This is a genomic window from Halomonas sp. hl-4 (genome assembly GCF_900215475.1).
Taxonomy (GTDB): Bacteria; Pseudomonadota; Gammaproteobacteria; order Pseudomonadales; family Halomonadaceae; genus Vreelandella.
This window is the reverse complement of record NZ_LT907845.1, coordinates 2,628,030-2,652,414: the sequence shown is the minus strand read 5'-3', so window position 1 is coordinate 2,652,414 and position 24,385 is coordinate 2,628,030. Positions and strand designations below refer to the sequence as shown.

The 24,385-nt window shown below is 53.1% G+C and carries 24 protein-coding genes and 1 pseudogene; 11 read left to right on the top strand and 14 right to left on the bottom strand.

All coding sequences use genetic code 11. The annotated features are described in order from the left end of the window. Window positions 1-7: 7 nt before the first annotated feature. Together glmS and nhaD are read left to right on the top strand one after the other, a co-directional pair. A complete protein-coding gene (gene glmS / locus CPH17_RS12545) occupies window positions 8-1,837 on the top strand; it encodes a glutamine--fructose-6-phosphate transaminase (isomerizing) (protein WP_074398145.1) in 1,830 nt (609 codons plus the stop codon). Window positions 1,838-1,979: 142 nt separating this feature from the next. Then, window positions 1,980-3,446 carry a sodium:proton antiporter NhaD gene (nhaD, locus tag CPH17_RS12540; RefSeq protein ID WP_074398147.1) on the top strand — a complete coding sequence of 489 codons (1,467 nt, stop codon included), beginning with the start codon at window positions 1,980-1,982 and terminating at the stop codon, window positions 3,444-3,446. A 61-nt stretch (window positions 3,447-3,507) separates the two neighbouring features. Here nhaD and CPH17_RS12535 read toward each other — a convergent pair whose 3' ends face one another. From CPH17_RS12535 to CPH17_RS12525, 3 genes are all read right to left on the bottom strand, one after another. Beyond that, window positions 3,508-4,107, bottom strand: coding sequence for a CBS domain-containing protein (locus CPH17_RS12535; RefSeq protein ID WP_074398593.1), 600 nt, complete (start codon window positions 4,105-4,107; stop codon window positions 3,508-3,510). A 95-nt stretch (window positions 4,108-4,202) separates the two neighbouring features. Continuing rightward, on the bottom strand, window positions 4,203-5,594 hold the full coding sequence (locus CPH17_RS12530) for an ATP-binding protein (RefSeq protein WP_074398149.1): 1,392 nt from the start codon (window positions 5,592-5,594) through the stop codon (window positions 4,203-4,205). Then, window positions 5,591-6,256 (bottom strand): response regulator transcription factor, encoded by a 666-nt coding sequence (locus tag CPH17_RS12525; RefSeq protein ID WP_074398150.1) that lies wholly within the window; start codon window positions 6,254-6,256, stop codon window positions 5,591-5,593. The genes CPH17_RS12530 and CPH17_RS12525 overlap by 4 nt, the downstream gene beginning before the upstream one ends. A gap of 131 nt (window positions 6,257-6,387) precedes the next feature. Between CPH17_RS12525 and CPH17_RS12520 the strand changes: the two genes are divergently transcribed. Next, the gene (locus tag CPH17_RS12520; RefSeq protein WP_074398152.1) at window positions 6,388-7,293 is read left to right on the top strand and encodes a GNAT family N-acetyltransferase; all 906 of its coding nucleotides are present in this window, start codon (window positions 6,388-6,390) and stop codon (window positions 7,291-7,293) included. A gap of 220 nt (window positions 7,294-7,513) precedes the next feature. Continuing rightward, window positions 7,514-7,906 (top strand): c-type cytochrome, encoded by a 393-nt coding sequence (locus CPH17_RS12515; RefSeq protein ID WP_074398154.1) that lies wholly within the window; start codon window positions 7,514-7,516, stop codon window positions 7,904-7,906. 167 nt (window positions 7,907-8,073) lie between these two features. Here CPH17_RS12515 and rep read toward each other — a convergent pair whose 3' ends face one another. Then, on the bottom strand, window positions 8,074-10,131 hold the full coding sequence (gene rep / locus CPH17_RS12510; protein WP_172822114.1) for a DNA helicase Rep: 2,058 nt from the start codon (window positions 10,129-10,131) through the stop codon (window positions 8,074-8,076). A 35-nt stretch (window positions 10,132-10,166) separates the two neighbouring features. Between rep and CPH17_RS12505 the strand changes: the two genes are divergently transcribed. After that, entirely contained in the window at window positions 10,167-10,637 is a 471-nt protein-coding gene (locus tag CPH17_RS12505; protein WP_074398157.1) for a tRNA (cytidine(34)-2'-O)-methyltransferase, read from the top strand. A gap of 6 nt (window positions 10,638-10,643) precedes the next feature. On the opposite strand, the gene pyrE is transcribed toward CPH17_RS12505, so the two are convergent. After that, window positions 10,644-11,309, bottom strand: coding sequence for an orotate phosphoribosyltransferase (gene pyrE, locus CPH17_RS12500; protein ID WP_074398159.1), 666 nt, complete (start codon window positions 11,307-11,309; stop codon window positions 10,644-10,646). A gap of 138 nt (window positions 11,310-11,447) precedes the next feature. Here pyrE and CPH17_RS12495 point away from each other — a divergent pair, with 138 nt between their 5' ends. Next, entirely contained in the window at window positions 11,448-12,215 is a 768-nt protein-coding gene (locus CPH17_RS12495; protein ID WP_074398161.1) for an exodeoxyribonuclease III, read from the top strand. A 97-nt stretch (window positions 12,216-12,312) separates the two neighbouring features. Here the strand turns inward: CPH17_RS12495 and rph are convergent, their stop codons facing one another. Further along, window positions 12,313-13,050, bottom strand: coding sequence for a ribonuclease PH (rph, locus tag CPH17_RS12490; protein WP_074398163.1), 738 nt, complete (start codon window positions 13,048-13,050; stop codon window positions 12,313-12,315). Window positions 13,051-13,194: 144 nt separating this feature from the next. Here rph and CPH17_RS12485 point away from each other — a divergent pair, with 144 nt between their 5' ends. Further along, on the top strand, window positions 13,195-14,073 hold the full coding sequence (locus tag CPH17_RS12485) for a YicC/YloC family endoribonuclease (RefSeq protein ID WP_074398164.1): 879 nt from the start codon (window positions 13,195-13,197) through the stop codon (window positions 14,071-14,073). A gap of 206 nt (window positions 14,074-14,279) precedes the next feature. Continuing rightward, entirely contained in the window at window positions 14,280-14,627 is a 348-nt protein-coding gene (locus tag CPH17_RS12480; protein ID WP_096299736.1) for an Arm DNA-binding domain-containing protein, read from the top strand. On the opposite strand, the gene CPH17_RS12475 is transcribed toward CPH17_RS12480, so the two are convergent. After that, window positions 14,608-15,612: an IS3 family transposase gene (locus tag CPH17_RS12475; RefSeq protein WP_231896491.1), complete on the bottom strand. Its 1,005-nt coding sequence runs from the start codon at window positions 15,610-15,612 to the stop codon at window positions 14,608-14,610. The genes CPH17_RS12480 and CPH17_RS12475 overlap by 20 nt on opposite strands. Beyond that, window positions 15,579-15,728, bottom strand: a pseudogene (locus tag CPH17_RS20290) (transposase); the annotation flags it as partial. The gene CPH17_RS12475 and the pseudogene CPH17_RS20290, both read right to left, overlap by 34 nt. 155 nt (window positions 15,729-15,883) lie before the next feature. Here CPH17_RS20290 and CPH17_RS12470 point away from each other — a divergent pair. Then, a complete protein-coding gene (locus CPH17_RS12470) occupies window positions 15,884-16,726 on the top strand; it encodes a tyrosine-type recombinase/integrase (protein ID WP_096299734.1) in 843 nt (280 codons plus the stop codon). A gap of 116 nt (window positions 16,727-16,842) precedes the next feature. Here CPH17_RS12470 and CPH17_RS20530 read toward each other — a convergent pair whose 3' ends face one another. Genes CPH17_RS20530 through CPH17_RS12450 form a run of 4 tightly spaced genes read right to left on the bottom strand, consistent with a single transcriptional unit; the run spans window position 16,843 to window position 20,547 of the window. Then, the gene (locus tag CPH17_RS20530; protein ID WP_096299732.1) at window positions 16,843-17,130 is read right to left on the bottom strand and encodes a YkgJ family cysteine cluster protein; all 288 of its coding nucleotides are present in this window, start codon (window positions 17,128-17,130) and stop codon (window positions 16,843-16,845) included. Between the two features lie 54 nt (window positions 17,131-17,184). Further along, the gene (locus CPH17_RS12460; RefSeq protein WP_096299729.1) at window positions 17,185-18,213 is read right to left on the bottom strand and encodes a hypothetical protein; all 1,029 of its coding nucleotides are present in this window, start codon (window positions 18,211-18,213) and stop codon (window positions 17,185-17,187) included. A 10-nt stretch (window positions 18,214-18,223) separates the two neighbouring features. Further along, complete coding sequence (locus tag CPH17_RS12455) at window positions 18,224-18,793, bottom strand: hypothetical protein (RefSeq protein WP_096299727.1); 570 nt, start codon at window positions 18,791-18,793, stop codon at window positions 18,224-18,226. Window positions 18,794-18,822: 29 nt separating this feature from the next. Then, window positions 18,823-20,547 (bottom strand): hypothetical protein, encoded by a 1,725-nt coding sequence (locus tag CPH17_RS12450; protein WP_096299725.1) that lies wholly within the window; start codon window positions 20,545-20,547, stop codon window positions 18,823-18,825. A gap of 344 nt (window positions 20,548-20,891) precedes the next feature. Between CPH17_RS12450 and CPH17_RS12445 the strand changes: the two genes are divergently transcribed. Beyond that, complete coding sequence (locus CPH17_RS12445) at window positions 20,892-21,560, top strand: DUF2201 family putative metallopeptidase (protein WP_096299723.1); 669 nt, start codon at window positions 20,892-20,894, stop codon at window positions 21,558-21,560. Window positions 21,561-21,621: 61 nt separating this feature from the next. Next, complete coding sequence (locus tag CPH17_RS12440) at window positions 21,622-22,638, top strand: helix-turn-helix transcriptional regulator (protein WP_096299721.1); 1,017 nt, start codon at window positions 21,622-21,624, stop codon at window positions 22,636-22,638. A gap of 66 nt (window positions 22,639-22,704) precedes the next feature. Here the strand turns inward: CPH17_RS12440 and CPH17_RS12435 are convergent, their stop codons facing one another. After that, on the bottom strand, window positions 22,705-23,970 hold the full coding sequence (locus tag CPH17_RS12435) for a Y-family DNA polymerase (RefSeq protein WP_096299719.1): 1,266 nt from the start codon (window positions 23,968-23,970) through the stop codon (window positions 22,705-22,707). Continuing rightward, window positions 23,967-24,347 carry a LexA family protein gene (locus CPH17_RS12430; protein ID WP_231898115.1) on the bottom strand — a complete coding sequence of 127 codons (381 nt, stop codon included), beginning with the start codon at window positions 24,345-24,347 and terminating at the stop codon, window positions 23,967-23,969. Before CPH17_RS12430 ends, CPH17_RS12435 begins: the two co-directional genes overlap by 4 nt. Window positions 24,348-24,385: the final 38 nt, after the last annotated feature.

Genomic DNA, 24,385 nt, shown 5'->3' with positions numbered 1-24,385 from the left:
AGCTGTTATGTGTGGCATTGTGGCCGCCGTTGCCCAGCGCAACGTCCAGGGCATCTTACTGGAAGGATTGAAACGTCTTGAATACCGCGGCTACGACTCGGCGGGCATGACGGTGTTCGACGGGCGCGCGCTGACGCGCCATCGGGCGGTAGGCAAGGTGGCGGCGTTATCCAGCAAGCTGGAGGCAGTCGGATTGCCCGGTAAAGCAGGCATTGCCCATACCCGCTGGGCCACTCACGGCAAGCCTTCCGAAGACAACGCCCATCCTCACCACAGCGGTGAGCAGGTTGCTGTTGTTCACAATGGCATTATCGAAAATTACGAAGCCATTAAAGAACGGCTGCAAACCAGTGGCTACCGTTTTACCTCAGAAACCGATACCGAAGTTATTGCTCACTTACTAACTGAGAAGCTGGATAGCGGGCTTAGTTTATTTGATGCCACCCAGCAGATCGTTAACGGCTTGGGCGGCGCTTATGCGCTGGGTGTGATGAGCGCCAACGCCCCGGGCGTAGTTGTCGGGGCACGGCAGGGTAGTCCCCTGGTGGTGGGCGTCGGGATTGGCGAAGCATTTTTAGCCTCTGATCCGCTGGCCCTTCTCCAGGTAACCGACCGATTCATCTATCTGGAGGAGGGGGATCTGGTCGAACTGCGCGAGCAGGGTGCTATTCGTATCGTCGACCGCGATGGAAAAGCGGTTGAACGGCCGATCCAAACGTTTGAACATGGCGATGGCGCGGCGAGTAAAGGCGACTACCGCCATTTCATGCTCAAGGAAATCTTTGAGCAGCCCGAGGTGATTCGGGCTGCGCTTGAAGGGCGTTTAAGCGACGATCACGTATTGGTGGAAAGCTTTGGTCCCGATGCCCCAGCCATTTTCCAATCCACCAAGCAAATTCATATTATTGCCTGTGGCACCAGCTATCACGCTGGCCTGGTCGCTCGCTATTGGTTGGAGCGTTACGCCGGCATTCCGGTACAGGTAGAAGTCGCCTCCGAGTATCGTTACCGTTACCCCGTGGTACCCGAGGGCACGCTGTTCGTCACGCTCTCCCAATCTGGTGAAACCGCCGATACCCTGGCCGCACTGCGTTATGCAAAACAACTGAATTACGTTGGCACGTTGGCGATTTGTAACGTACCGGGCAGCTCGTTAGTGCGTGAATCGGATGTGACCCTAATGACCCGGGCAGGGCCCGAAATTGGGGTTGCCTCGACCAAAGCCTTTACTACCCAGCTTATTGGGCTAATGCTGCTGACACTGGCGATCAGCAGGGTGCATGGCTGTCATGATCATCACGCTGATATTGTCTCGGCGTTAAAAACCTTACCCGCGCTTTGCCAGCAGGTACTGGCGCTAGACCCGGCAATCGAAATACTGTCAGAGGCGTTTGCCGAAAAACACCATGCCCTATTTTTGGGCCGTGGTGCTCACTTCCCAGTAGCCCTTGAGGGGGCGCTTAAGCTCAAAGAAATTTCCTATATCCATGCGGAAGCCTATCCCGCCGGTGAGCTCAAGCACGGACCGTTGGCGCTGGTGGATGCCGATATGCCGGTGATCTCGGTGGCACCTAACGATGATCTGCTCGAAAAGCTTAAGTCGAACCTGCAGGAAGTGCGCGCGCGCGGCGGGCAGCTGTTTGTGTTTGCCGATGAGCAGGTGGGTATCGAAGAACGCGACGACATTCGCGTATTGCGCTTACCGCATATCCACGAAGCGCTGACCCCGCTGCTGTATACGCTGCCGCTCCAACTGCTGAGTTACCACGTAGCGGTACTTAAAGGCACCGATGTGGATCAGCCGCGCAACCTGGCGAAAAGCGTCACGGTAGAGTAAACAGGATCCTTGGCCACAGTTCGGCGTTTTTGTCGGCTGTGGTCAACCGTTGTTGGCAATGTTGCATTGCCACATTCCATTAGGCAGCTTATTATTATGGCGGTTTATCCTTCCTCCGATCTACCGCAGGGATTTTTTCGCTATGAAACCACCCGATTACCACATCGCTGGGCGCTATAGCCGCCGAGCGATGTGCCTGTTGTTTGCATTTTGCTGTCTCGCTGTTCCTTCTTTGTCTTATGCCGCTGCCGGATCTCTCGATCTGACCCGCTCCGTCGCAGGTATCCTTTGCGTGGCTATTTTCGTGCTCGCTTATGCATTAGTGATGGCCGAAGAGCTGTTGCACATGCGCAAGTCAAAGCCGGTATTGGTCGCCGCTGGTTTGATTTGGGCATTGGTGGCTTGGGTTTACGTTCAGGCGGGGCTGCCCGAGGAAGCGGAAACGGCGTTTCGCGAAACGCTGCTGGAGTACACCGAACTATTACTGTTTTTGCTGGTGGCGATGACCTATATCAACGCCATGGAAGAACGGCGGGTGTTTGATTCGTTGCGTGCCTGGCTGGTACGCAAGGGGTTTAGCTACCGTAGCCTGTTCTGGATTACCGGTGTTTTAGCGTTTGGTATTTCGTCGATTGCCAACAACATGACCACGGCGATGCTGATGTGCGCCGTGGTACTGAAAGTGGCCGAAGGCGATGACCGCTTTATCAGCCTTTGCTGTATTAACGTGGTGGTGGCCGCCAATGCCGGTGGCGCTTTCAGCCCCTTCGGCGATATCACAACGCTGATGGTTTGGCAGGCTGGCCAAGTGGCGTTTGGCGAATTTTTCAAGCTGTTTGTGCCGGCGGTTGTGAATTTCATGGTGCCCGCGGTGATCATGAGTTGTTTTATCCGCAATCGAAAACCGGAATCACTTTCGGAAAGCGTGTGGCTCAAGCGCGGTGCGCGGCGTATCGTCGTGCTGTTCTTAATCACCGTCGCGATATCCGTTCTCTGTCACTCTGTGCTGCATTTACCCCCCGCCATGGGCATGATGTTTGGCCTTGGTCTGCTGCAGTTCTTTGGCTATTACCTGCGCCGCAGCTTGCCGCGCTCCCTTGAACGCAAGCGTGAACGCTATTCACGCCGCGGCGATTGGAAAAAACTCGAACAGCTGGGCGGTGTGGTCCCCTTCGATATCTTTAGTCGGATTGCCCGTTCCGAGTGGGACACACTGCTATTTTTCTACGGTGTGGTGATGTGTGTGGGTGGTTTAGGTTTCATCGGCTATCTTGGTCTGCTCTCGGAAACGCTTTACGGCAGTTGGAACCCAGTGTGGGCCAACGTGGTGCTGGGGCTGATTTCAGCGGTGGTGGATAACATCCCGGTAATGTTTGCGGTGCTCTCGATGGAGCCTGATATGTCTACAGGTAATTGGCTACTAATTACGCTAACGGCGGGCGTTGGGGGCAGTTTACTATCGATGGGCTCTGCCGCGGGTGTTGCGCTCATGGGGCAGGCCCGGGGCATCTATACCTTTGCCCGACATCTGCGTTGGGCACCGGCCATTATGCTGGGCTATATCGCCAGTATTTTGACCCATGTTTGGTTAAATGCAGGGCTTTTTTAGCCTCAGAAACGCAACCGCCCGCTCGTATCGACGAGCGGGCGGGATAAAATGAGACGATTAATCAAATATCGTGCCCGGTCACGACCTTACAAATATCAGCAAAGCTTTGCGCCATCGGTATGCTAGTGATTGCCTTACCAATGGCCGCTTGAATATCGGTTGCTGAAATAATGCCGCGAATGCTGGGCTCGTGGCGATCATTATGCTCGATAATCAGCAAGTGTTGATCCGTAAAGCTTTCCATCGACAGCACTAAATCCTCAATGCTAAGCGATGACAGCTGGTTAAATGGCATAGCGCTTAACTTATGCCAGGGTGTCATGACCATTTCGACCGTCACGTCTTCTCGGCTTAATTGGCGTTGCTGCATGGCAATGTTGATGCGTCTTTTGCCAATTAATTCTTTAGCCGTGATCACGCCAATGCAGTGGTCATGGCTATCCATAACAAACAGCAACCGCACCCCCGCGTAGCGCATTTTTTGATGAGCCTGATCAACCGGCGTATCTACCTCAATCCACTGGGGAAGTACTTGGCTAAAATCGGTCAGAACACTCGTGGCAGGGCTACTCGGCGATAATGGCTGCTTTTTCGGTACGACCAGCGACGGGGTCGACCCTAATTGAATTAAGGGTTTGGGTGAAAATGTCATTTGGTTCATCAGAATGCCTGCGTTAAGTGAGGTAATAAATAACAAAATACGTTCTTTGGTTACTTCACATTTGCACGGAATTCTTATGGCAACCTTAAGAGCTGCTAAGAGAAGGATTGAGAAGGGAAGCGTTGAAGCGTAATACGAACACGTAAGCCGCCCTGGGGAGCGTTTGTCATGGTGAATTCGCCGTTATGGCGCTTAACGACGCGGTCAACAATGGATAACCCTAAACCTGCTCCAGCGCCGGGCCCGGCACGTTGGAAACGCTCTCTCACCCGTGAGTAAGCCTGTTCCGGGATACCCGGGCCCTGATCATCCACACAGAGTGTGACGTGGTGAGTGGTTGCGCTTAAAGCGATATCGATAACGCCATTATTGGGTGTGTGCTGAAAAGCATTACCCACAATATTTTGCAACACGGTTTCAACGGCACCGGGCTCTGTTTGCATATGCCAGTCCAGCGATTCGTCGGCATGCAAGGTCACCTGCTGTTGGCGCTCTGCGGCCAGGGGCGAGAGTTCGGCGAGGGTTTCACGCGCCTCGGTGAGCAAGTTGGATGGGCGGTAGTGGCGTTGTAGCTCGGTTTCAGGCGCTAAACGGGCCAGTGCAAGCAACTGGCTGACCACACGGGTGGCGCGGGTAACGCCATCGCGGAGGTGATTAAGCGCCTCTTCACGATCTTCACGGCTATCGGTGCTTAACGCATTTTGCGCATGCAGATCCAACACGGCGAGCGGGGTGCGTAATTCGTGGGCGGCATCGGCAATAAAACGTTCTTCGCGTATGCGTATCTGACGGATACGCTCCAGCAATTGATTTAATGCGCCGGCAATCGGCGTTAACTCTTGGGGGAGTGATGTGAGTGACACGGGCTGAAGGTTATGCGGCCCGCGAGCGCGTGTCTGCTCGGCCATTCGCGACAACGGCGCGAGCCCCCAGCCGATGCACCACCACAACAGTAAGGCCACCATGGGTAACCCTATAAGCTCGGGTAATAAGGTACGTAGGGCGACCGAACGAATCAGTTCCCCACGGGTATTTTCGCGCTCACCAACGATAATCCGCTGATCCGTATTTGCGTTATTCAGGCCATAAATCCGCCATGCCTGCTGATCAATAGTGAGGTCAGAATAGCCAGTGGTTTGCTGGCTGGGTTTTATATCAGGGGCATCAGAAGAGCTTAGCAATAGCTGATCTTCTTCCCATAGTTTAAAGGCAAGCTGGCTTGAGTAGCGGTGTCCGTTGAAAGAATCGGCTGGTTCAGAACGCTTTAACGCATTTTCAAGATTGCTCAGCACCTCGCTACGCTGGTCACTCAGTTCAGGTGATTGAATCATTCCTTCGAGAAAGCGCGCATGTTGCGCAAGCCGGGCATCGGAAAGCTCGCTTATTTGATGCGCGGCATAATGATAGCTAATCATGCCAATCACCAGTGTGCTGAGGCCGAAGACCAGCAGCACCAATGTGAGGGTGCGGTATCGAATCGAGCTCATCCGGATTTATCCATCACGTAACCAATGCCACGCACTGTGCGTATGACATGGGGGGAAAACTTGCGCCTCAAGTGATGAATATGGACTTCAATGGCATTACTTTCGACATCTTCATCCCATCCATACACCAACTGGGCTAGGGTATCACGAGTGAAAACACGCCCAGGATGGCTCATAAATTCCTGTAATAATGTCAGTTCGCGGCGCGAAAGCGCGACCTCTTGGCCTTGATAACTCACCTTGAGGGTGATTGGATTAAGCAGTACCCCTTGGCACTCCAACAGCGTGCTGGTTTGACCTTGGCTGCGCCGAAGTAGCGCTCGAAGGCGGGCGGTGAGTTCGGTGACATCAAATGGTTTGATTAAATAATCGTCGGCACCTGCATCCAAACCAGCTATGCGCTCATTAATCGCATCCCGGGCGGTCAGCACAAGGATCGGTATTTGGCTACCTTGAAGGCGAACGGCTTTGAGTACGGCGATGCCATCCAGGCGGGGTAGCCCCAGATCGAGTATTACGGCATCGAAGGGAACACCTTCCAGCAGTGTTGAACGGGCACTCACTCCATCGCTGAGATGGTCAACCGTGTACCCTTCAGGCTTAAGCGCCAAGCGTATTCCGGACGCCAAACTTGCATCGTCCTCTACCAGTAGAATGCGCATGATGAGAGATTACGTCCCTGGGTGAGCTCACCTATTTAGATGAAAGGAAGGGGTGGATTGCCTGCACTTTATAAACAGGCGGAGCATTAATAGCACAATGAATACCATGGATCACAACAGCAGCGGCGTCTATGACCGATACTTTTAAGATTACCCTATGCCCACCGAACCTACGTCGCGAGGCGCTTTTGCATCTGGCGAAGGCGCAATCGCCGGATGGTCAAAAAGCACTGACTAAGGCGCTAAAGCCCATGTTGGGTGGTCCGGAAACGGCATGGCAGAGCTTATGGGTGAGTCAGGTTGATGGGCATATCAACGGGGTTATTTGGGTGCAGCGGCTACCGTTGAATATGGCGCAACTGTGGCTGCCCAACGTCGAAGGTGATCACATAAATGCGTTGATCGAGACGGCCCGGCAATGGGTGGTAGCGCAGCGTTTAACGCTGTGTCACATCGAGCTATCGCCGGACGCTACTCATCAGCGAGCACAATTGCTCGGCCATGGGATGCAACCGCTTGTATCGCTACGCTGTTTAAAAGCCACAGTGAATCAGCGTTTTCCTACCACAGCTTCCGACACAAGGCTGCGCTGGGTACCATGGGACCAGCTTAGCCCCGCGCAGCAGCATGCGTTATTAACAGCGGTGGGGCACGGCTCCTTGGATTGCCGTTTATTGCGCGACATATTATCGGTCGATGATCTATCAGCTGGATTCTATCAGCAAGATACATCCGCGCCCGCGCATTGGTATGCGCTTTACGTGGCAGAATCGCCGTCGCCCATTGGCGCTTTACTATTGGCGCCGCGCCGCGAGATTAACCGCTGGGAACTGATGTTGATGGGATTGGTACCTAAATGGCGAGGCCACGGCCTGGGTGGGCATATTCTCAATCATGCCTTGGCGCTCGCTCAGCAGGCCGGAGCCTCTGAGCTATTGCTTTCGGTGGACCATGAAAATCACCCGGCGGTAAACCTCTACACGCGCACTGGTTTCAGCGAATATGCACAGCAGCACGTGTTGGCGTGGCGCGGCTAAACCTGCGTACGACTAGTCTGCGTCGTTACCGCGTTGACCCGGTTGATGTAGTTGGTTTTGTGGCGCTTTCAATTGCCACTATACTGCTAACATTAGCTTCTTGGCGTGTCGGCAGCACACGGGCATTCAGCCGCCCAAACGCCAACAATAATAAATAGAGGTGGTGAGAGTGAATGTAAAGTGGACATTAGGGAGTCTTGCAGCGCTAGGGGTCGTCATAATGAGCGGTTCAGGCGCATTGGCCGATACCTCGCGTGAGACGATTACAGAACGATTAGCGCCGATAGGAAGCGTTTGCTTACAGGGCCAATCCTGCGGTACCCAAGCGGCGGAAGAAGAAGCCGAAAGCAATGCGCAAAGCGGTGACGGTGATCTGGATGGCCAAGCGCTCTATAGCAGCACCGGCTGTGCAGCATGTCACGACAGTGGCACGGCTGGCGCCCCCGCGTTAGGCGATACCGAAGCCTGGTCCGCCCGGTTGGAACAGGGAACCGAAGACCTCTATCAAAGCGTGTTTGATGGTAAAGGTGCCATGCCAGCGCGCGGCGGTAGCAGCGCCTCCGATGAAGAGATTCAGGCGGTCGTTGACTACATGGTCGCAGAGGCGGAGTGACCGGGTGGTTATCTTTGATGCTTAACAAAGTTACCCACAGGCGCTTAGCGAAAACCGCCTGTGGATAACGTAAGGCATAACATTACCCGCGCTTTTGGCTTATTAAAGCGCCTTAAGCTGATAAAGCGCCCTCCGCCCGACAGAGAACCATCAGCTCGGTAGAGAAATCAGCCTAGTAAAGAACGCAGCCCGGCAATGGCATCTTGCCCCCGCGCCTGTTTCTTCTCCGGGTCTTCTTTATCTGCTCGGCCTTCCCATTCCAGATCTTCAGCGGGTAACTCGTCTAAAAAGCGGCTGGGCTGGCAATCCATCAGTTCACCGTAGGCTTTGCGCTGGCGGGCAAGCGTCAGCGTTAGCGTGCGTCGCGCCCGGGTAATCCCCACGTAGGCCAGGCGACGTTCCTCCTCCACCGTGCCCATTTCAATGGCGTTGCGGTGGGGTAGCAGGTCTTCTTCCAAGCCCATTAAATACACATGGGGAAACTCCAGCCCTTTTGACGCGTGCATGGTGAGTAGTTGCACGCGATCAGAGTCATCCTCTTCGGCCTGCTGCTCTAAAATATCGCGCAGCACCAGGCGGGAGATTGCTGCTTCCACACCATCGGTTTCGGTAGCTTCAGACGCTGTATCGTCTTCCGGGTCGCGGTTGAGCGACTTTTCCAACTGGTCGATCAATATCCACACGTTGGCCATGCGTCGCTCGGCGACGGTGGGCGCGCTGGCGTTCTGATACAGCCATGCCTCGTAGTCCATATCCCGCAGCATATCGCGAATGGCGGCAATCGCATCGCCCTGGTCCATGCGCTTGCGTACGCCGTCGATAAAGTGGGTGAAGCGCGATAGCCGCTCGACCGCTCGGGTGGGCAGGGTCTGTTCCAACCCGAGCTCATGGCAGGCGGCAAACAGCGAAATCGAACGCTCCGTGGCATAGTTGGCCAGCTTTTCCAATGTGCCGGGGCCGATTTCGCGGCGTGGTACGTTCACAATGCGTAAAAAGGCGTTGTCGTCGGCGGGATTAATCAGCAGCCTTAGGTAGGCCATGGCGTCCTTGATCTCGTTACGCGAGAAAAACGACGTGCCGCCGGAAAGCTTATAGGGAATTTGGTAGTGCTGTAGCTTGAGTTCCAACAGCCGCGCCTGAAAATTACCGCGGTAAAGCACGGCAAAGTCACGCCACGAGGCGTTCTCTTTAATACGACGAGTAAATATCTCGCTGGCCACTCGCTCTGCTTCAGCTTCCTCGTGGCGATTGACGACCACTCGAATGGACGCACCGTCGCCCATGTCCGACCATAGGGTTTTTTCATACACGTGGGGATTATTGGCAATCAGCGTATTGGCAGCGCGCAAAATCGTGCCGGTAGAGCGGTAGTTCTGCTCGAGCTTGACCACTTTTAAACGCGGGAAGTCCTCGCCCAGGGTAATCAGATTTTCCGGCCGTGCACCGCGCCAGGCGTAGATCGACTGGTCGTCGTCGCCGACCACGGTAAAGGTGGCTCGCTCGGCCATGAGGAGCTTCACCAGCAGATACTGGGATACGTTGGTGTCCTGGTACTCATCCACCAGCATATAGTGGATTTTGCGCCGCCAGCGGGCCAGTGCTTCGGGGTCACGCTGCAGCAGCACCACCGGCAGCAGAATCAGGTCGTCAAAATCCACCGCATTGTAGGCTTTCAGATGGCGTACATAGGCCTCGTACACCCGGGCGGCAAAGTGCTCATCGTCATCTGCGGCAAACGAGAGTGCGTCGCTGGGCAGCAAGAGATCGTTCTTCCACTGGGAGATTTTGCTTTGCACCGCGTTGATCTGTTCGGCGTCTACCTGGGCGTCTTTATTCATCAGGTCGCGCAGTAGTGCCTTCGCGTCTTCCGGGTCGAAGAGTGAAAACCCGGGTTTGTAGCCCAGGGTTTTTAGCTCGCCGCGAATAATATTCAGCCCCAGGGTGTGAAAGGTGGAGACCGTTAGCCCGTGGCCTTCTTTGCCCTTGAGCATTTGACCCACGCGCTCTTTCATCTCGCGGGCGGCCTTGTTAGTAAACGTCACCGCGGCAATCTTGCGTGCGCTCATCCCGCACTCTTGCACCAGGTAAGCGATTTTGGTGGTGATCACGCTGGTTTTACCCGACCCTGCGCCCGCCAAGACCAAACAGGGGCCATCAATATAGCGCACCGCTTCCTGCTGGCGGGGGTTTAGCCCTTTAATGCGTTGGGCGATGCTGGGGTTCATGGCAAAATGCATCCTTTACGTGTGAAGGCAGTCCGATGTTTGAAATTGCGTTATTCGAGCCACGAATGGCACCCAATACGGGCAACATTATGCGCCTGGTGGCCAACAACGGCTGCCGGTTACACCTGATCGAACCGCTGGGCTTTGACCTCGAAGAGAAAAAGCTACGCCGCGCCGGGTTAGATTACCGCGATTTGGCCAACGTCACCCGCCATGCCGATTTTACGGCCTTTCAAAGCGCCATGCAGGGACGCACCATCTGGGCGATTACCACTCAAGGCACTCGCGCCCACAGCGACGCACCCTTTGCCCCAGGCGATGTACTGCTGTTTGGCTCGGAAACCGCCGGGCTTTCGCCGGAGGTGCACGCGGCGTTGCCTGCCGAACAAAAACTGCGCATTCCCATGCAGCCTAATAATCGCAGCCTCAACCTCTCTAACGCCGTGGCCATCGTCAGCTATGAAGCCTGGCGCCAGCAAGACTACGCTGGCGCGCTCTCCATTTAACGCGATTCAGGTGGCGATACCGTAGCGGTCGCGGTAAGCCCGCACGGCGTCGGCGTAGGCCAACATCTCACCACCGGCATGCTGTTCAAGGTAAGTAAGCACTTGCTCTAGTGTGACGATACTGACCACCGGCATGGCGTATTGTGACTGCACTTCCTGAATCGCGCTGTGTTCGCCCTGGCCGCGCTCCTGGCGGTCCAAGGCAATGATCACACCACCTGCACGGGCGCCGTTCTGTTCAATCAGGCTCATCACTTCGCGTATGGCGGTGCCCGCGGTAATTACATCATCAATAATCAGAATATCACCGGCAAGCGGTGCTCCGACAATGGTGCCGCCTTCGCCGTGGCTTTTGGCCTCTTTACGGTTAAACGCGTAGGGCATGTCGCGGTCGTGGTGATCGGCCAATGCGGCGGCAGTCACCGCCGCCAGGGGAATGCCTTTGTAAGCTGGGCCAAACAGCACGTCGGCCTTCAGGTCGCTATCGACAATCGCCTGGGCATAGAAGCGCCCCAGCTTGGCCAACGCGCGGCCGGTCTGAAACAGGCCCGCATTAAAGAAGTAAGGACTTACACGTCCGGATTTAAGCGTGAATTCACCGAACTTGAGTACGCCCTGCTCAATGGCAAAAGCAATGAAATCGCGCTGGTAGGGTTGTAGAGTGGTGGCCACGGCGGTCTTCCCTTGTCGATCAAAAGTTAGGGCAAAGGCAACAATAAATAGCAGGTAAATAGCAAGATTAGCTTTGTCTATTTACCCAAACGTCTAAACGTCGGGTATCATACAGCAGCGACGCAAAAGGGACGATTTATGAAAATTGCCAGCATCAATGTCAATGGTATACGTGATGCCGTCGACCGTGGCTTCCTGGACTGGCTGGCTCAGCAGGATGCCGACGTGGTCTGCGTGCAGAACATCAAGGCAAAAAGTTTTGAACTGGACGACCATATTCTCTATCCGGAGGGCTACGAAGGCTACTTCCTGGATGCCGAAGAAGATGGCTTTTCCGGTGTGGGGCTGTACTGCCGTAAAATCCCCAAGGCGATTATGTACGGCCTGGGGTTCCCTCAGTGTGACCATGAAGGGCGCTTTCTGCAGGCGGACTATGACCGCTTCAGTATTGCCACTTTCCTGATGCCTGACGGGAGCGACCAAAAAGCCAAGCAGGCGTTTATGGAGCAATACCAGGAATATCTCACGAAGATGTCGCGCAAACGCCGCGAATACATCATTTGTGGTACCTGGAATATTGCTCATAAAACTGTCGACCTGGCTAACTGGTCAGACAATCAGCTCACTCCGGGTTTCCGCCCCGAAGAGCGCGCCTGGATGGATCAGGTGCTTGGCCCAACCGGGTTTATCGACACCTTCCGCGAGATCAATCGAGATGCGGGCGAATACACGTGGTGGCCAAAGCTTGACCAAGACGTGCCCCGTGAGCGCCAGGAAGGGTGGCGGATCGACTACCAGTTAGTCGGCCCCAACTTCCGCCGCCACGTGGTCGACGCGTGGATCGATTACGATGCGACATTCTCCGAGTTCGCCCCTCTGATCATTGAGTATGATCTAGCGCTCTAATTTTTAGGCAGCGAACTTTTCCCGCGTCGCGTTACGAGTCGTAGCAGCAGGCCAGCATCAAGCTGGCCTGCTGCGTATGCACTTCATTGCCCTGTCATTACCCGCGGATACCCAGCGCCTCGCGCTGCTTTTCGCGTAGCTCCTCGCCTGCTTTCTCAGCGAGATCGAGCATGGCATTTAGCTCAGTACGGTTAAATGCGCCCGCTTCGGCGGTGCCTTGTACTTCGATCAGTTCGCCGCTTTCGGTCATCACCACATTCAGATCGGTATCGGCCTTGCTGTCTTCTGGATAGTCCAGATCCAGCACCGGCACGCCTTTATAAATGCCCACCGAAATGGCACTCACCAACTGCTTGAAGGGGTCGCCTTTGATCTTTTTCTCACGCTGCAGGTAACGAATCGCATCCACCAACGCCACGCAGCCGCCGGTGATTGCTGCGGTGCGGGTGCCGCCATCGGCCTGGATGACATCGCAATCCACGGTAATGGTGAACTCGCCGAGTTTTTTCAAATTCACCGCGGCGCGCAGGCTGCGGCCAATCAAACGCTGAATTTCCAACGTACGACCGCCTTGCTTACCGCGAGTCGCTTCGCGGCCGCTGCGTGAGTGGGTCGCGCGGGGCAACATGCCGTACTCGGCGGTAATCCAACCCTGATTTTTGCCGCGCAGCCAGCGCGGTACGCCTGCTTCCACGCTCGCATTACACAGCACCTTGGTATCGCCAAACTCCACCAGTACAGAGCCTTCCGCATGGCGGGTGTAATCACGGGTTATGCGAATATCACGCAGCTGGTCGGCTTCACGACCGCTCGGGCGAACAACATCAGGACGCATAGCACCTCACATAAACATTTGAGCAGGGAAAGCCCACCATTGTACACGTCAACGCAGGGTCTGATTGGCCTATTCAAGCGTTCGGTATCAAGTCGTGGCAGATCGGGTAGACTGGGGTAAATGAGCGATGAACAGGAATCACGAATGGCCAACCCACGCCATGTACACAGCATGACCGCCTTCGCCCGCACCGAGCAGGCCGCTCCTTTCGGCACGCTTCAGGTTGAAATCCGCTCGGTGAATCAGCGTTATTTAGAACCGCATTTCCGCCTGCCCGACACTCTGCGCGAGCTAGAGCCGGTGCTGCGCGACGCGCTGCGCTCGCGTCTGGCCCGCGGCAAGGTGGAATGTAGCCTACGCTTTGAGGCCGCCGAGACCAATCAGGCTCCCGCCGTGAACGCTCAGCGCCTAAAAGAGATCGCCGATGCGCTGGCGGCGATTCAACAGCAGGTGCCCAGCGCCGTGCCACCCACCACCCTTGCGCTACTCAACCAGCCCGGTGTGATGGAAACTCAACACCTTGACCAGGAAGCGATTACCGCAGCCGTCAAGACGCTGTTTGACCAAGCCCTGAATGAGCTGATTGACGCCCGTGCAAGGGAAGGCGAAAAACTCGCCGTGATGATCACCACCCGCTTAACCGCCGTGAGCGAGCAGGTAGCCACCGTGCGCGGCCTGCTGCCGCAGATTCTGGAGCGCCAGCGTGCCCAACTGTTGGAACGCCTGGAAGTCGCCAAGACCGACCTCGACCCGCAACGCCTGGAAGCTGAACTGGTGCTGGTGGCGCAAAAAGCCGATGTAGACGAAGAGCTGGACCGCTTAACGGCCCATGTCGACGAAGTTGGCCGTCAACTGGCCCAAAAAGGCCCCAAAGGCCGCCGGTTAGATTTTCTAATGCAGGAGCTCAACCGCGAAGCCAATACGCTGTCGTCAAAATCGGTGGTCGCAGAAACCACCCGTTGCGCGGTAGAGCTGAAGGTGCTGATTGAGCAGATGCGGGAGCAGATTCAGAATATAGAATAGAGTCCGCTGTGATCCACGATAGTACATAAAATGCTGTATTTAAAAATAAAATTATCAACCATTGTCTATTGTTGTCTATCTTTATCTAGCTTAAGCCAGCATTTTTTGGGTAGTATAGTGGGTAGTGTTTTGGCTTATTCCCCGCAATAGGCGTGATTTTCTCAAAAATACTCCCCACATCATGCGATCAATATGCAGGAGGGCTAATGGGTAGCTTTACCGCCAAGAAGGTTCAGTCCCTGATTAAGGACGGGAAGCCGGGCCGCTATAGCGATGGCAACGGCCTTTACCTGATGGTCCCCAAGAAGGGTTCTCCCTACTGGATGCATCGATACACTTTCTCTGGTAAGCGACGTGAGTTGACGTTAGATAAATGCGCCGCTCTTTCCTTGGCTGAGGCTCGTGAGCATGCGGTAGAGACCCAGCGAGTAATCCGGAGCGGTGTCGACCCCGTCGAAGAGCGTAAGCGCGATGAACAGGCAATCATTCGCACTACCCAGGATCTCTTCAGGGATTGGCGACGTCACCCCATCTTCAGTAGCACCCGGGTTTAGAGTCAGAAATAACTTTATCGTGTTTTACCACCAGTTGCTCGGCATAGGCTGACGGTGTCAGCCCTCCAAGACTCTTCTTCGGTCTTTCTTCGTTGTACTCCCGCCGCCATGCCTCGATGACAGCCTGGGCGTGTTGAAGGCTGGTGAACCAATGCTCATTTAGGCATTCATCTCGAAAGCGCCCATTGAACGATTCGATGTAGGCGTTTTGGTTGGGTTTTCCAGGTTCGATTAAAAACAGGGCAACGCCACGTAGATGCGCCCATGACAGCATGGCGCGCCCACAGAACTCCTTTCCATTATCCGTACGAATGGCGCTCGGTAGGCCACGTTGTAGGGCCAGGTGATCCAGAATACGTGTTAAAAACAGTCCGCTAATGGCACGTTCAGGCACGATCGCCACGGCTTCATGGGTGGCGTCATCGACAACCGTGAGGCTCTTTATCACTCGTCCGTCTGCCGTCCGGTCAAACACAAAATCCATTGACCAGACCTGATTGGCAGCCCCAGGGCGACCAAGTGGCTTTCGCTCAGACATGGGAACCTTCTTGCGCTTGCGACGCTTCACCTGCAAGCGAGCTTCCGCATACAGACGCTCAACACGCTTGTGATTGACCGGTTCTCCGGCCTGACGCAGCTTCAGGTAGATCATGCCAGCGCCATAGCGGCGATGCCGGTGTGCCAAGGCAACAATGCGTTCACGCAATGTCTCATTGCGGTCAGGGGCCGGCTGGTAGCGCAATGCACTGGCACTCATACGAATGACACGGAGCGCTCTGCGCTCACTCAGGCCACGTGACACCATAAAGCGCACCACGTCTCGGCGTGCCGGGGCGCTCACCACTTTTTTCTCAGCGCCTCGCGAGTGACCTCCATTTCCAGTAGCGACTCTGCGAGCAGCTTTTTCAAGCGTCCATTTTCGGCTTCGAGTTCTTTGAGTCGCTTGGCATCGGGGACGCTCATGCCGCCAAACTTGCTCCGCCATAGATAGTAACTGGCTTCTGAGAAACCGTGCCGACGGCATAGCTCTTTGATGGGCAGCCCCGCTTCGGCTTCGCCCAGGAAACCAATGATCTGTTCTTCGCTGAAACGCTTCTTCATGTCCAATCTCCTTACCCATAGGATCGGACTCTAAAGTGTAGCGCTACTCAATCAGGGGGTGATGTCGTTGGTACCAGGATCTGGAAAAGCGCCTCAAGCATCCACATATCGCGAAGCGGATCTTCGAGAAGGAGGTTGCTCCCGCCATCGGACACATGACACCGAATAACGTCACCCCGATGGATGTACGCGACATCGTCAGGAAGATTGCTTCCAGCGGTCGCCCCTCGATCTCAAACGATGCCCTGATGTACTTGAAGCAACTGTTCAATCACGCCATCAAGCTGGGACTGCTAACCTACAATCCTGCCGCGGCTTTCAATGTAAACGATGCTGGTGGCATCGAGAAAAGCCGCGACAGGGCACTGGGCCTTGATGAGATCCACCACGTTTTTCAGGTCTTCAGAGATAATCGTGTCAGCTTCAACCGTGATAACTATCTTGCCTGCGCGCTCTTGATTGTTTTGGGCGTGCGCAAGACAGAGTTGACTGAGGCCAGGTGGTCAGAATTTGACCTAGATAATGAAAAATGGGATCTACCTGGAGAGCGCAGCAAATCGGGTGTTGGTATTGCTGTTCCATTACCGCCACAAGCCATTGCTTGGTTGAAAGAGCTACAGGTTCGTGCTTACGGCTCGCCTTATGTTTTTCCTAGTCGTCGCAGCAGCAAGCATCCTCATATGGGCAAGGACACACTTAATCGCGCCATTGCCAAGTTATTCGGTAAAGAACCAGGCAAAAAACTACAACCTGAGAATCGAATGGGTGAGATTGACGAGTTCACAGTCCATGACCTACGGCGTACTTGTCGCAGCTTAATGGCAGAGCTGGGAGTGCCTGGTCACGTTGCTGAGCGTTGCCTGAACCACAAGCTCAAGGGTGTTGAGGGTATTTATGATCGGTACGATTATTACGATGAGCGTAAGAGGGCTCTGATTAAGGTGGCACAGTTGGTTGAGCCTGCCATTAGTGGCCTCAAAAGTGAGAGATCTGTGTAACATAAATAAGGTGCAGCAGAATGACAGTCTCTATCAGTCCGAGGTGAGAATTATTAAGTTATAATTAAAACATGAGAGCTCTGCTCAAGATTGCCGATTCGTTGCTAAGAAAATTATTACTGAGTATCTTGTGATTGTAAGAACTCGCAAGCTATCAAGTTCATAACAACATATTCATCCCAACTGTATTGCTTGGAGTAAGTTCGGTCGAATTGTAAATCCACACGGCAGATATCAGGCCGCTCATTATAAATGCCGCAAAGCTTGCTAGGTTCATCATAATGACGGCAAACTCCGTCGCCCCGATCAAGATAGCTAGTTTCTGTCGCGAGATGAACCTGCTGACAGCATAGGCCGCATTGGCTACAAGGAAATACCTGAGGTAATTTTTTGGACTGACACATTAAACTAAGCCTCACTAGGTGGGCCCGTACCCGATGAGGGATACGGGCCTTATCTTATTTATCTATACTGTCGAGTGAAGATTTTTCTCCACTTGCCACTTCGCTGACGTCAACTATGCGTTTTTGAGTAGAAAGAATCAGGTTTCCGTCTTTATCAAGGATCGGTGTATCAATCATGGCCTTTAATAATTGCGCAAATTTGACAGCTTTAAATACTGTTGCTTTGCTTTGATCAGAGTAGTTGCCAAAATCCACACCCTCGCTGTCGATCACTTTCTTCAGTTCAGAGACAGCATGTCTTAAACGCGAGCTTACGTTCGAAAAAGTAGTATTTGCTAACGAAGTAACTTCTGTAATGGCTTTGAGTTTATCACCCATGAGGTTTGCTTGATCGCAGATTGTGCGAGCTTGTTCCATGTTGGAGTTGGCGATGTTCAGCGCTTCCTCACCTTTATTGCCAAGTATATGACCAAAAATTGCAAGGGCAGGACCAGCAACTACTCCGCCTAGAACCATCATGCCACCGGCCATACCGTAACCGCCAGCAGAGATAGCGCCTCCCCCAAGCCAAGCTAGTGTGGCATTGGTAGCAGCAACCCCACTCAGTGAAGAAATAGCAGTTCCGGTAGTTGCAGTAGCTAGGAGCATAGTGCCGTTGTAAGCCCCGAATGCCAGCGCAGCACCGCCACTGATGCCAGCACCTAACCCAAGGCCTGCGTCTTGGAGAGCTTTATAGTCTTTCTTAAGGTTGGGGAGAGTTTTGTTTGAAAAATCTCCTGCATTAAGCTTATCAAGCTCAGCGCTTTGTTTAAGGTCTACGTTCTTGATTTTTTGAAAAGTATCGATGAAATCCGAAATTACACCATTGAAGGATCGTAGTTTTCGTTGCCCATAGCCTTCAAGCGTTTTGTTTGTGGCCTCGCGAATTTCATCAAGTTTTTGATTGGCGAGTTCTACCGAAGAACGAGCATCATTGTTAATATTTTTGGCTTTATTTTGGTCGATTGCTCCACTAGTGCCTTTTGCTGCACCATACAGACCAGCGGCGACTGCGCCAGCGCCAATTATCAATGGTATCGGCATTATAATTTCCTTATTCTAAAATGATTGAGATAGTACTGGTGATTTCTTTGTTAAGCGTTTCGGCTCGTTCTAGCAAATCGTCAAAAATGAAGTCTTCTAGCTTGTGATGTCGTTGGAATTCCTTGAGCAGCGCCCACTCTACCCCGGAGATTTTGCCATCCCGCAATGAGACTAGAAAAAGCTCATACAGGAAAATTTTTGGTATGGACGGGTCATCGTAATTTTTTTTCTCAATCAGCTCCGTCATTAGAGTTGTAGCCGCTCTAACTCGTGTGTTTGGATGCTCCATTTTAGTGAAAGGATATTTCTTAAAGACTTCAATAAGTCGGTTGGTGATTCCTGCTAAATCTCGAGTTTCAAATATGAAATGACTATTCATTCTAGCAGATCTCTCTAAATCAGCTATCAGCTCTCGATCATCCTCGCTGACTTCTAAAGTAATTAGGTCAAGGCTAGTTTCCGTAGTGATCTCATCATAAGTTTTTCCATCCCAAAGTATGGGCTTGTCAGCGATTGCCATCAGGCTTGCCAAGTCAAGAATATGATCTCTTTCGTCAACTGGCAGCATCTTTATTAACATGTATATTGTTTCCTTTTATTTTTACGCATTTAAATTTTAAGTGAGTTATCAGATGACATGAACGTTTCAAATTCATCTATGGAATTAAATTGAAGCGACTTTCCCAGTAACTCTGCATAATGGTTTATGCTTTCGGATAATGCATTCGTGTCTTTACAGTCGACCTCTGATAATGCTGATAGAAAATCTTTTGTTTCTAACTGAAGTTGTGGAATCTCTCTGCTTATAAATTTTTCTAATTGTTCTTGCTCAAGGGCTATTCGCTCTCTCGCAGCAGCTTCTATAGAGCGTATTTTAAGCAATTGCTCACTCGAAATTTTAGCACCACGCGCAGCATCCAGTGCGCTTTGGTAAAACATCGAGGAAATTGTGTAGCCAATCATTCCTCCGACAGCAGCGCCCAAAAACGGTATGGGAATGGCCACTTGACCAGCTGCTGCCATCATGCCGCTTGCGAGCATTCCTGCCCCTTTTTCACCTACTTCAGTGAGTAACTGTGCTTCGTCAATTTCACCTGTTACAAAGCGGTTGACGGTGCTTCCCAAAGAGAGGCAGATGTTGATAGCAAGGGCGGGGCCACTTGTACTTGCTAGCTGTCGCGTGAACTGGTTGCTCGACTGCTGCATTCCACCTTTTATGGCCGAACCAGCAAAAGCGGTGGCGTAGCCCAGTGCACCTGTCTTTACGGTATCGAGGGCAACGTCTGGTAAAGCTTCAGATACTTCCTTTTCTCCCTGAGCAACAGCCCAACAATTCATTAGAACTGAGATGCTTCCACCAATAATCGCACCGTACTTGGCCCCTTGCAGACCTGCCCCGTGAGCAGTACGACCAATGTCTCTCAGTGTTGCAGTTCCTGGATTCTCGCGGTAATAGATGGCATCTTCTGTAGTAAGACCGCTATCGTGAATGTCATCTGCTAACTTATCGTAATTATCGGCTTCACTGCGAAGTTTCGCTGCTGCGCTTGAGTTACCATCTTTTTCAGCTTTATTAGCGTTATAGCGTGCTTCTTGAGCTTTACTTCGACAGCGGTCGGGTGCCGATTGGGCCTGAGAGTCAGCAGATTTGGCGTCTCTTTCCAATTTGCGCGCATCGCTGAACATTTTTTTTGCTTCTTCAGCCCTAGTAGAGTTATCAGAAGCTTTATTTTTTAGCTTTTCAGCACGCTCTCTTAGTTCTTGAGCTTCTAGTAGAGATGCTTTGTCACCTTCAAATTGCTCAGTTGGTAGCTCCAGCTTGACGCCTCGGTAGCGTGCAAACTTGCCATTTTCTCGAGCAATTTTGTCAAAAAGATCATCGCGATTGCCGACGAATTTCATTTGTGCCTGCGACCCTTCAATGACCTTTCCATCTACCAATTGCACACGGTCGACTACGTTATGATTCTTCCCATACTGGTACAGGTCATCAGAACGGGAAGCTCGTACATTCGATTTGCGGATTATTGCCTCGGCGTTGTCGCGACTGGTTGTGGCTATCTCGGCGCTGAACCCAGCCTGCTGCTTTATGTTTTGGGTAGCATAGTTGTCATTGACTTTATGTTTTGCAACACCGGCTAGGCCTTTGGCAAAACGCACACCTGACTCATTATCCAAGCCGCGATAGCCTTTGATATATTCGGCGGTTGCACTCCCAAAGCGTTGGACAACCTCGTGTGTTGATAGCGCCTCTGCCGTGCGAATTGCATCGCGGGATGTCTCTTTAAGCGACTCATTTTTCTCTTGCCTGGGGTCGGTCTTTTTAGAAGCCATGGTGTCCCTTTACAGTCGAATATCAGCTCAGCACGTCTTGGAATCGGAGTCAGGTCACCAGGCTCTCCCAGATAACCAAATTTCTACTCATACTTAGTATCGGTCAGCTCTACTATAACTTTAGGACTTTTCACAGCATCCAGATTTGCTGACACAGCAATGTGATCCATGCCTTGTAGTAAACCAAAATTTATTACTATGTAACTTTCCCAAGCAGGATAACCACCTCATGCGACATTACATGTCGCTACTGGTGATTGTTTGTGATTAGCATGGCTTGCGACATGAAATGTCGCAACCTCGCACAAGACTGATGCCCATCACAGATAAATGAAGGCATCGTCATGAAATCGAAAAACGCACAGAATGATCAACTCGTTTGCGACCTGTACGGGGAAGGCGTAATCACCAAGCAGAAAAATCTATGGCAGTCTGACCGCCATGTCTGGAACACTGAGCAGCCCGCTACTGCTTTTCTGGCCAAGCAGCTCCAAATTAAGGTTGCGACTACATCGAATGTTCCGACTGCCTCTACTGATGGCAGATTTATTCATGTGAATCCGCTTTGGGGTGAGAGCCTTGATGAAACCACTCGTCGGTTCATGCAAGCCCATTTAGTCTGGCACTGCGCCGCTGGACATTTCCGTCCAGCTCCAGGTCGAGAGAATCGCCGTTGGCATTTGGCATGCGATCATGAGGTTAACGTGGTCTTGATGATGCAAGGGTTTGAAATGCCATCTCAAGCAGTGTTATTCCCTGCCTGTATCGGTAAATCACTAATCGATGTATATACCTGGTTAGCCGATCATCCTCTGCTCGGTGAAGAGGTGAGTCTGGATAAACTTTTATGGCAGGCTGATGGCAGTGGGCATGAGGAAGATGAGATCAAGCCACTCAGTGAGTCTTCTCTTGCCCAGTTTTGGCAGCAACAAGCTCGCGAAGTGGTGCATCGTTACTTTGATACGTCATACTTGCGCCCTTTGGTAACTTCCTGGCTATCTAAACGTTGGTAAAAAAGGTTTGCTTCGCAACCTGCTGGAAGTCCCCTTAGCTTCTAAGTTAGAAGGTTCGTTCATGTCCGAAATACGCGAGACTCTGTTCCGCTACTTGACCATGCTACAGCTAATTCCACGTAGTCCTGGTCGCATCAGCACCCCCGTGCTATTGGAGAAACTGCATGAGCGGGGTTTCCGGATTGATACTCGTTCACTGCAGCGCGATCTCCGTGACAAGCTAGCTCTTCATTTTCCGCTGATTTGTGATGTAAGGCGCAAGCCATATCGCTGGTACTTCGATCGAGATTTCCATTGCAATTTGCCAGCGCTGGACGTCCCTGGAGCTCTGACTTTGGTCCTGTCAGAGGAGTATCTGAAGGGGCTGCTACCTCCGGTAGTGATTGGCCAATTATCACCTCAGTTCCGAGATGCAAGGCAGTTACTTGATAATTTAGAAGGTAATGGGCTCAGCCAGTGGGCCAATCGGGTTCGAGCGATTCCTAATGGCAAGGCATTGATACCAGCTCCATTCAAGGAGTTGATTTGGCAGGCTGTAGCCCAAGCCTTAGTGGAAAACCGAGCCTTGGATGTAACCTATTTATCACGGAGTGCTGAACAAGAAAAACAGTTTACTCTTCACCCTCAAGGATTAGTGAGTCGTCACAGCGTCACCTACCTGCTGGCCACCGTGAATGACTACGAAGACATCCGTCAATTTGCGCTACACCGCATCGTAGAGGCTACTTTCAGCAGCAAGCCTTGGCGGGAATCCACTACTTTTGACTTGGACGACTATATACTCAATGGCGGATTTGGCTATCTTGAGGAAAATGAAGATACTACGTTGATCGCCAATGTGGCTCCACAATTAGCTTGGCTACTAACAGAAACGCCACTTTCTAATCGCCAGACACTTATCCCGCTGGAAAACAGCGAGTGGCAGCGACTTGAAGCCGTGGTACCAAATGATCAACAGACATTGTGGTGGCTCAAAGGTCTTGGAGCGAATGTTGAGGTAATAGAACCTGTTACATGGCAAAACGATATTCTAGACACTGCCCGCGAGATTCTTGCGCGTGTTCAATATAGTGAATAGTCCGGTTCTGATGCAGGCAACGTTTCTATAGCTGCTTTGGAATCAAATTGCTGCAGAGGTCCTTTCTTAATTCACTATCAGCAGCTCACTCCATTGTGTCGTGTATCGCGGCGTGCGCCGTTCGCTGCGCAGCGCCCAGGCATTCCCTTTGCGGGGCAGACCCATCTGGATGGTGCCTCGACCAAGCTCCCGATTGAGCTTATCGACCGTGGCCATCAGGCGTTCGCTGCGCTGGGCGTCCGCTTCGGTTTGCGGGGTTTCACCGAGGGTGAGCTGGCGGTTGGCTTTGGGCGAAAGGTCAAGCAGCATCAGGCCTGCTTTTTGGTAGGCGTAGCCCTTACGCCAAAGACGCCGTAAGCCTTGTACCGCAGCGGCCGTGATCTCCCGACTATCGTCGGTGGGCCGTTCCAGTGAGATGACGACGCGGTTGGTGTATTGCGGTAAATCATTGCGGAAGGGGTTGGTGCGGATGAAGACCATGACGGCGCTGGTCACGCTGCCTTGCTTGCGAAGCTTCTCACCGGCCCTGGCGGCATGTTGCCTTAGCGCTTCGCGTAGATCGTGCGGGTTACCGGGCAGTCGACCGAACGAACGCGATACCATGATCTGTTGTTTGGGTTCGCTCATGTCATCCAGCTGTATAACCTGTTGGCCCCTCAGCTCCCACACGATGCGTTCCTGCACCACGCTGAAATGCCGCCGTATATGCTTCGGGTCGGCCATTCGCAGATCCCACGCCGTTTCAATGCCCATGACCCGTAGGCGCTCACCGGTTCGGTGTGCCACGCCCCATAGCTCCATGACCGGCAACTGCTCCAACAGCGCCTGGGTATCGATGCTGTCAGCTATCAACTTGCATACGCCCTGCTCCCGGTAGGCGGGATGCTTCTTGGCGACCTTGGCCAGGACGCGGGAGGGTGCAAAGCCCACCGAGACCGGAATGCCGGTCCACTGTTTAACCGTCTCTCGCAACACCTGGCCTTGCTGCTCTAGCGTGACTGGGTCAAAGCCCTGGAACCCCACGAAGCTCTCGTCAATCGAGTACACCTCGACATTGGGTGAAAACTCGCCAAGCACCTCCGTGACACGCCGAGACATATCGCCGTACAGGGCGTAATTACTCGACAGCAGCACGGCTTGACGACGGATCTGAAGCGAGAGCAGGTGCATCGCCGCTCCCATCTCGACGCCGAGGGCTTTCAGTTCGTGGGAACGGGCCACCACGCATCCGTCGTTATTTGAGAGCACGCCCACCGGCCGACCTTCCAGTGCCGGGTTGAAGACCCGCTCGCAGGACACATAGAAATTGTTGCAATCGACCAAGGCCATCATTGCAGGGGTGCCCCGGGCAGGCTGTGCAGCACATGGGTGACGACACCCCAGACGTGGGACTCCCGCCCGTCAATGGGAATGGGTGGGTAAGCGGGATTGCTTGCCTTGAGGTAGGTGCGTTGGCCAACCCGTTCCAGTCGTTTCACGGTCAGCTCGCCATCAACGCAGATCACCACAATCCGGCCTGGCACCGCATCCAGGCTGCGGTCGACCACCAGTAAGTCACCGTGATGAATACCATCCCCTATCATGGAGTCCCCCTCAGAGCTCACGAAGTAGGCCGATGCCGGACGTTTGACCACATACTGGTGAAGGTCTAGGTCGGTATCCAGGTGATCATCGGCTGGAGACGGAAAGCCTGCCCGTACCGCACTCAAATAGAGCGGTAATGGGCATGACGTAGCCGCAGTGTCTG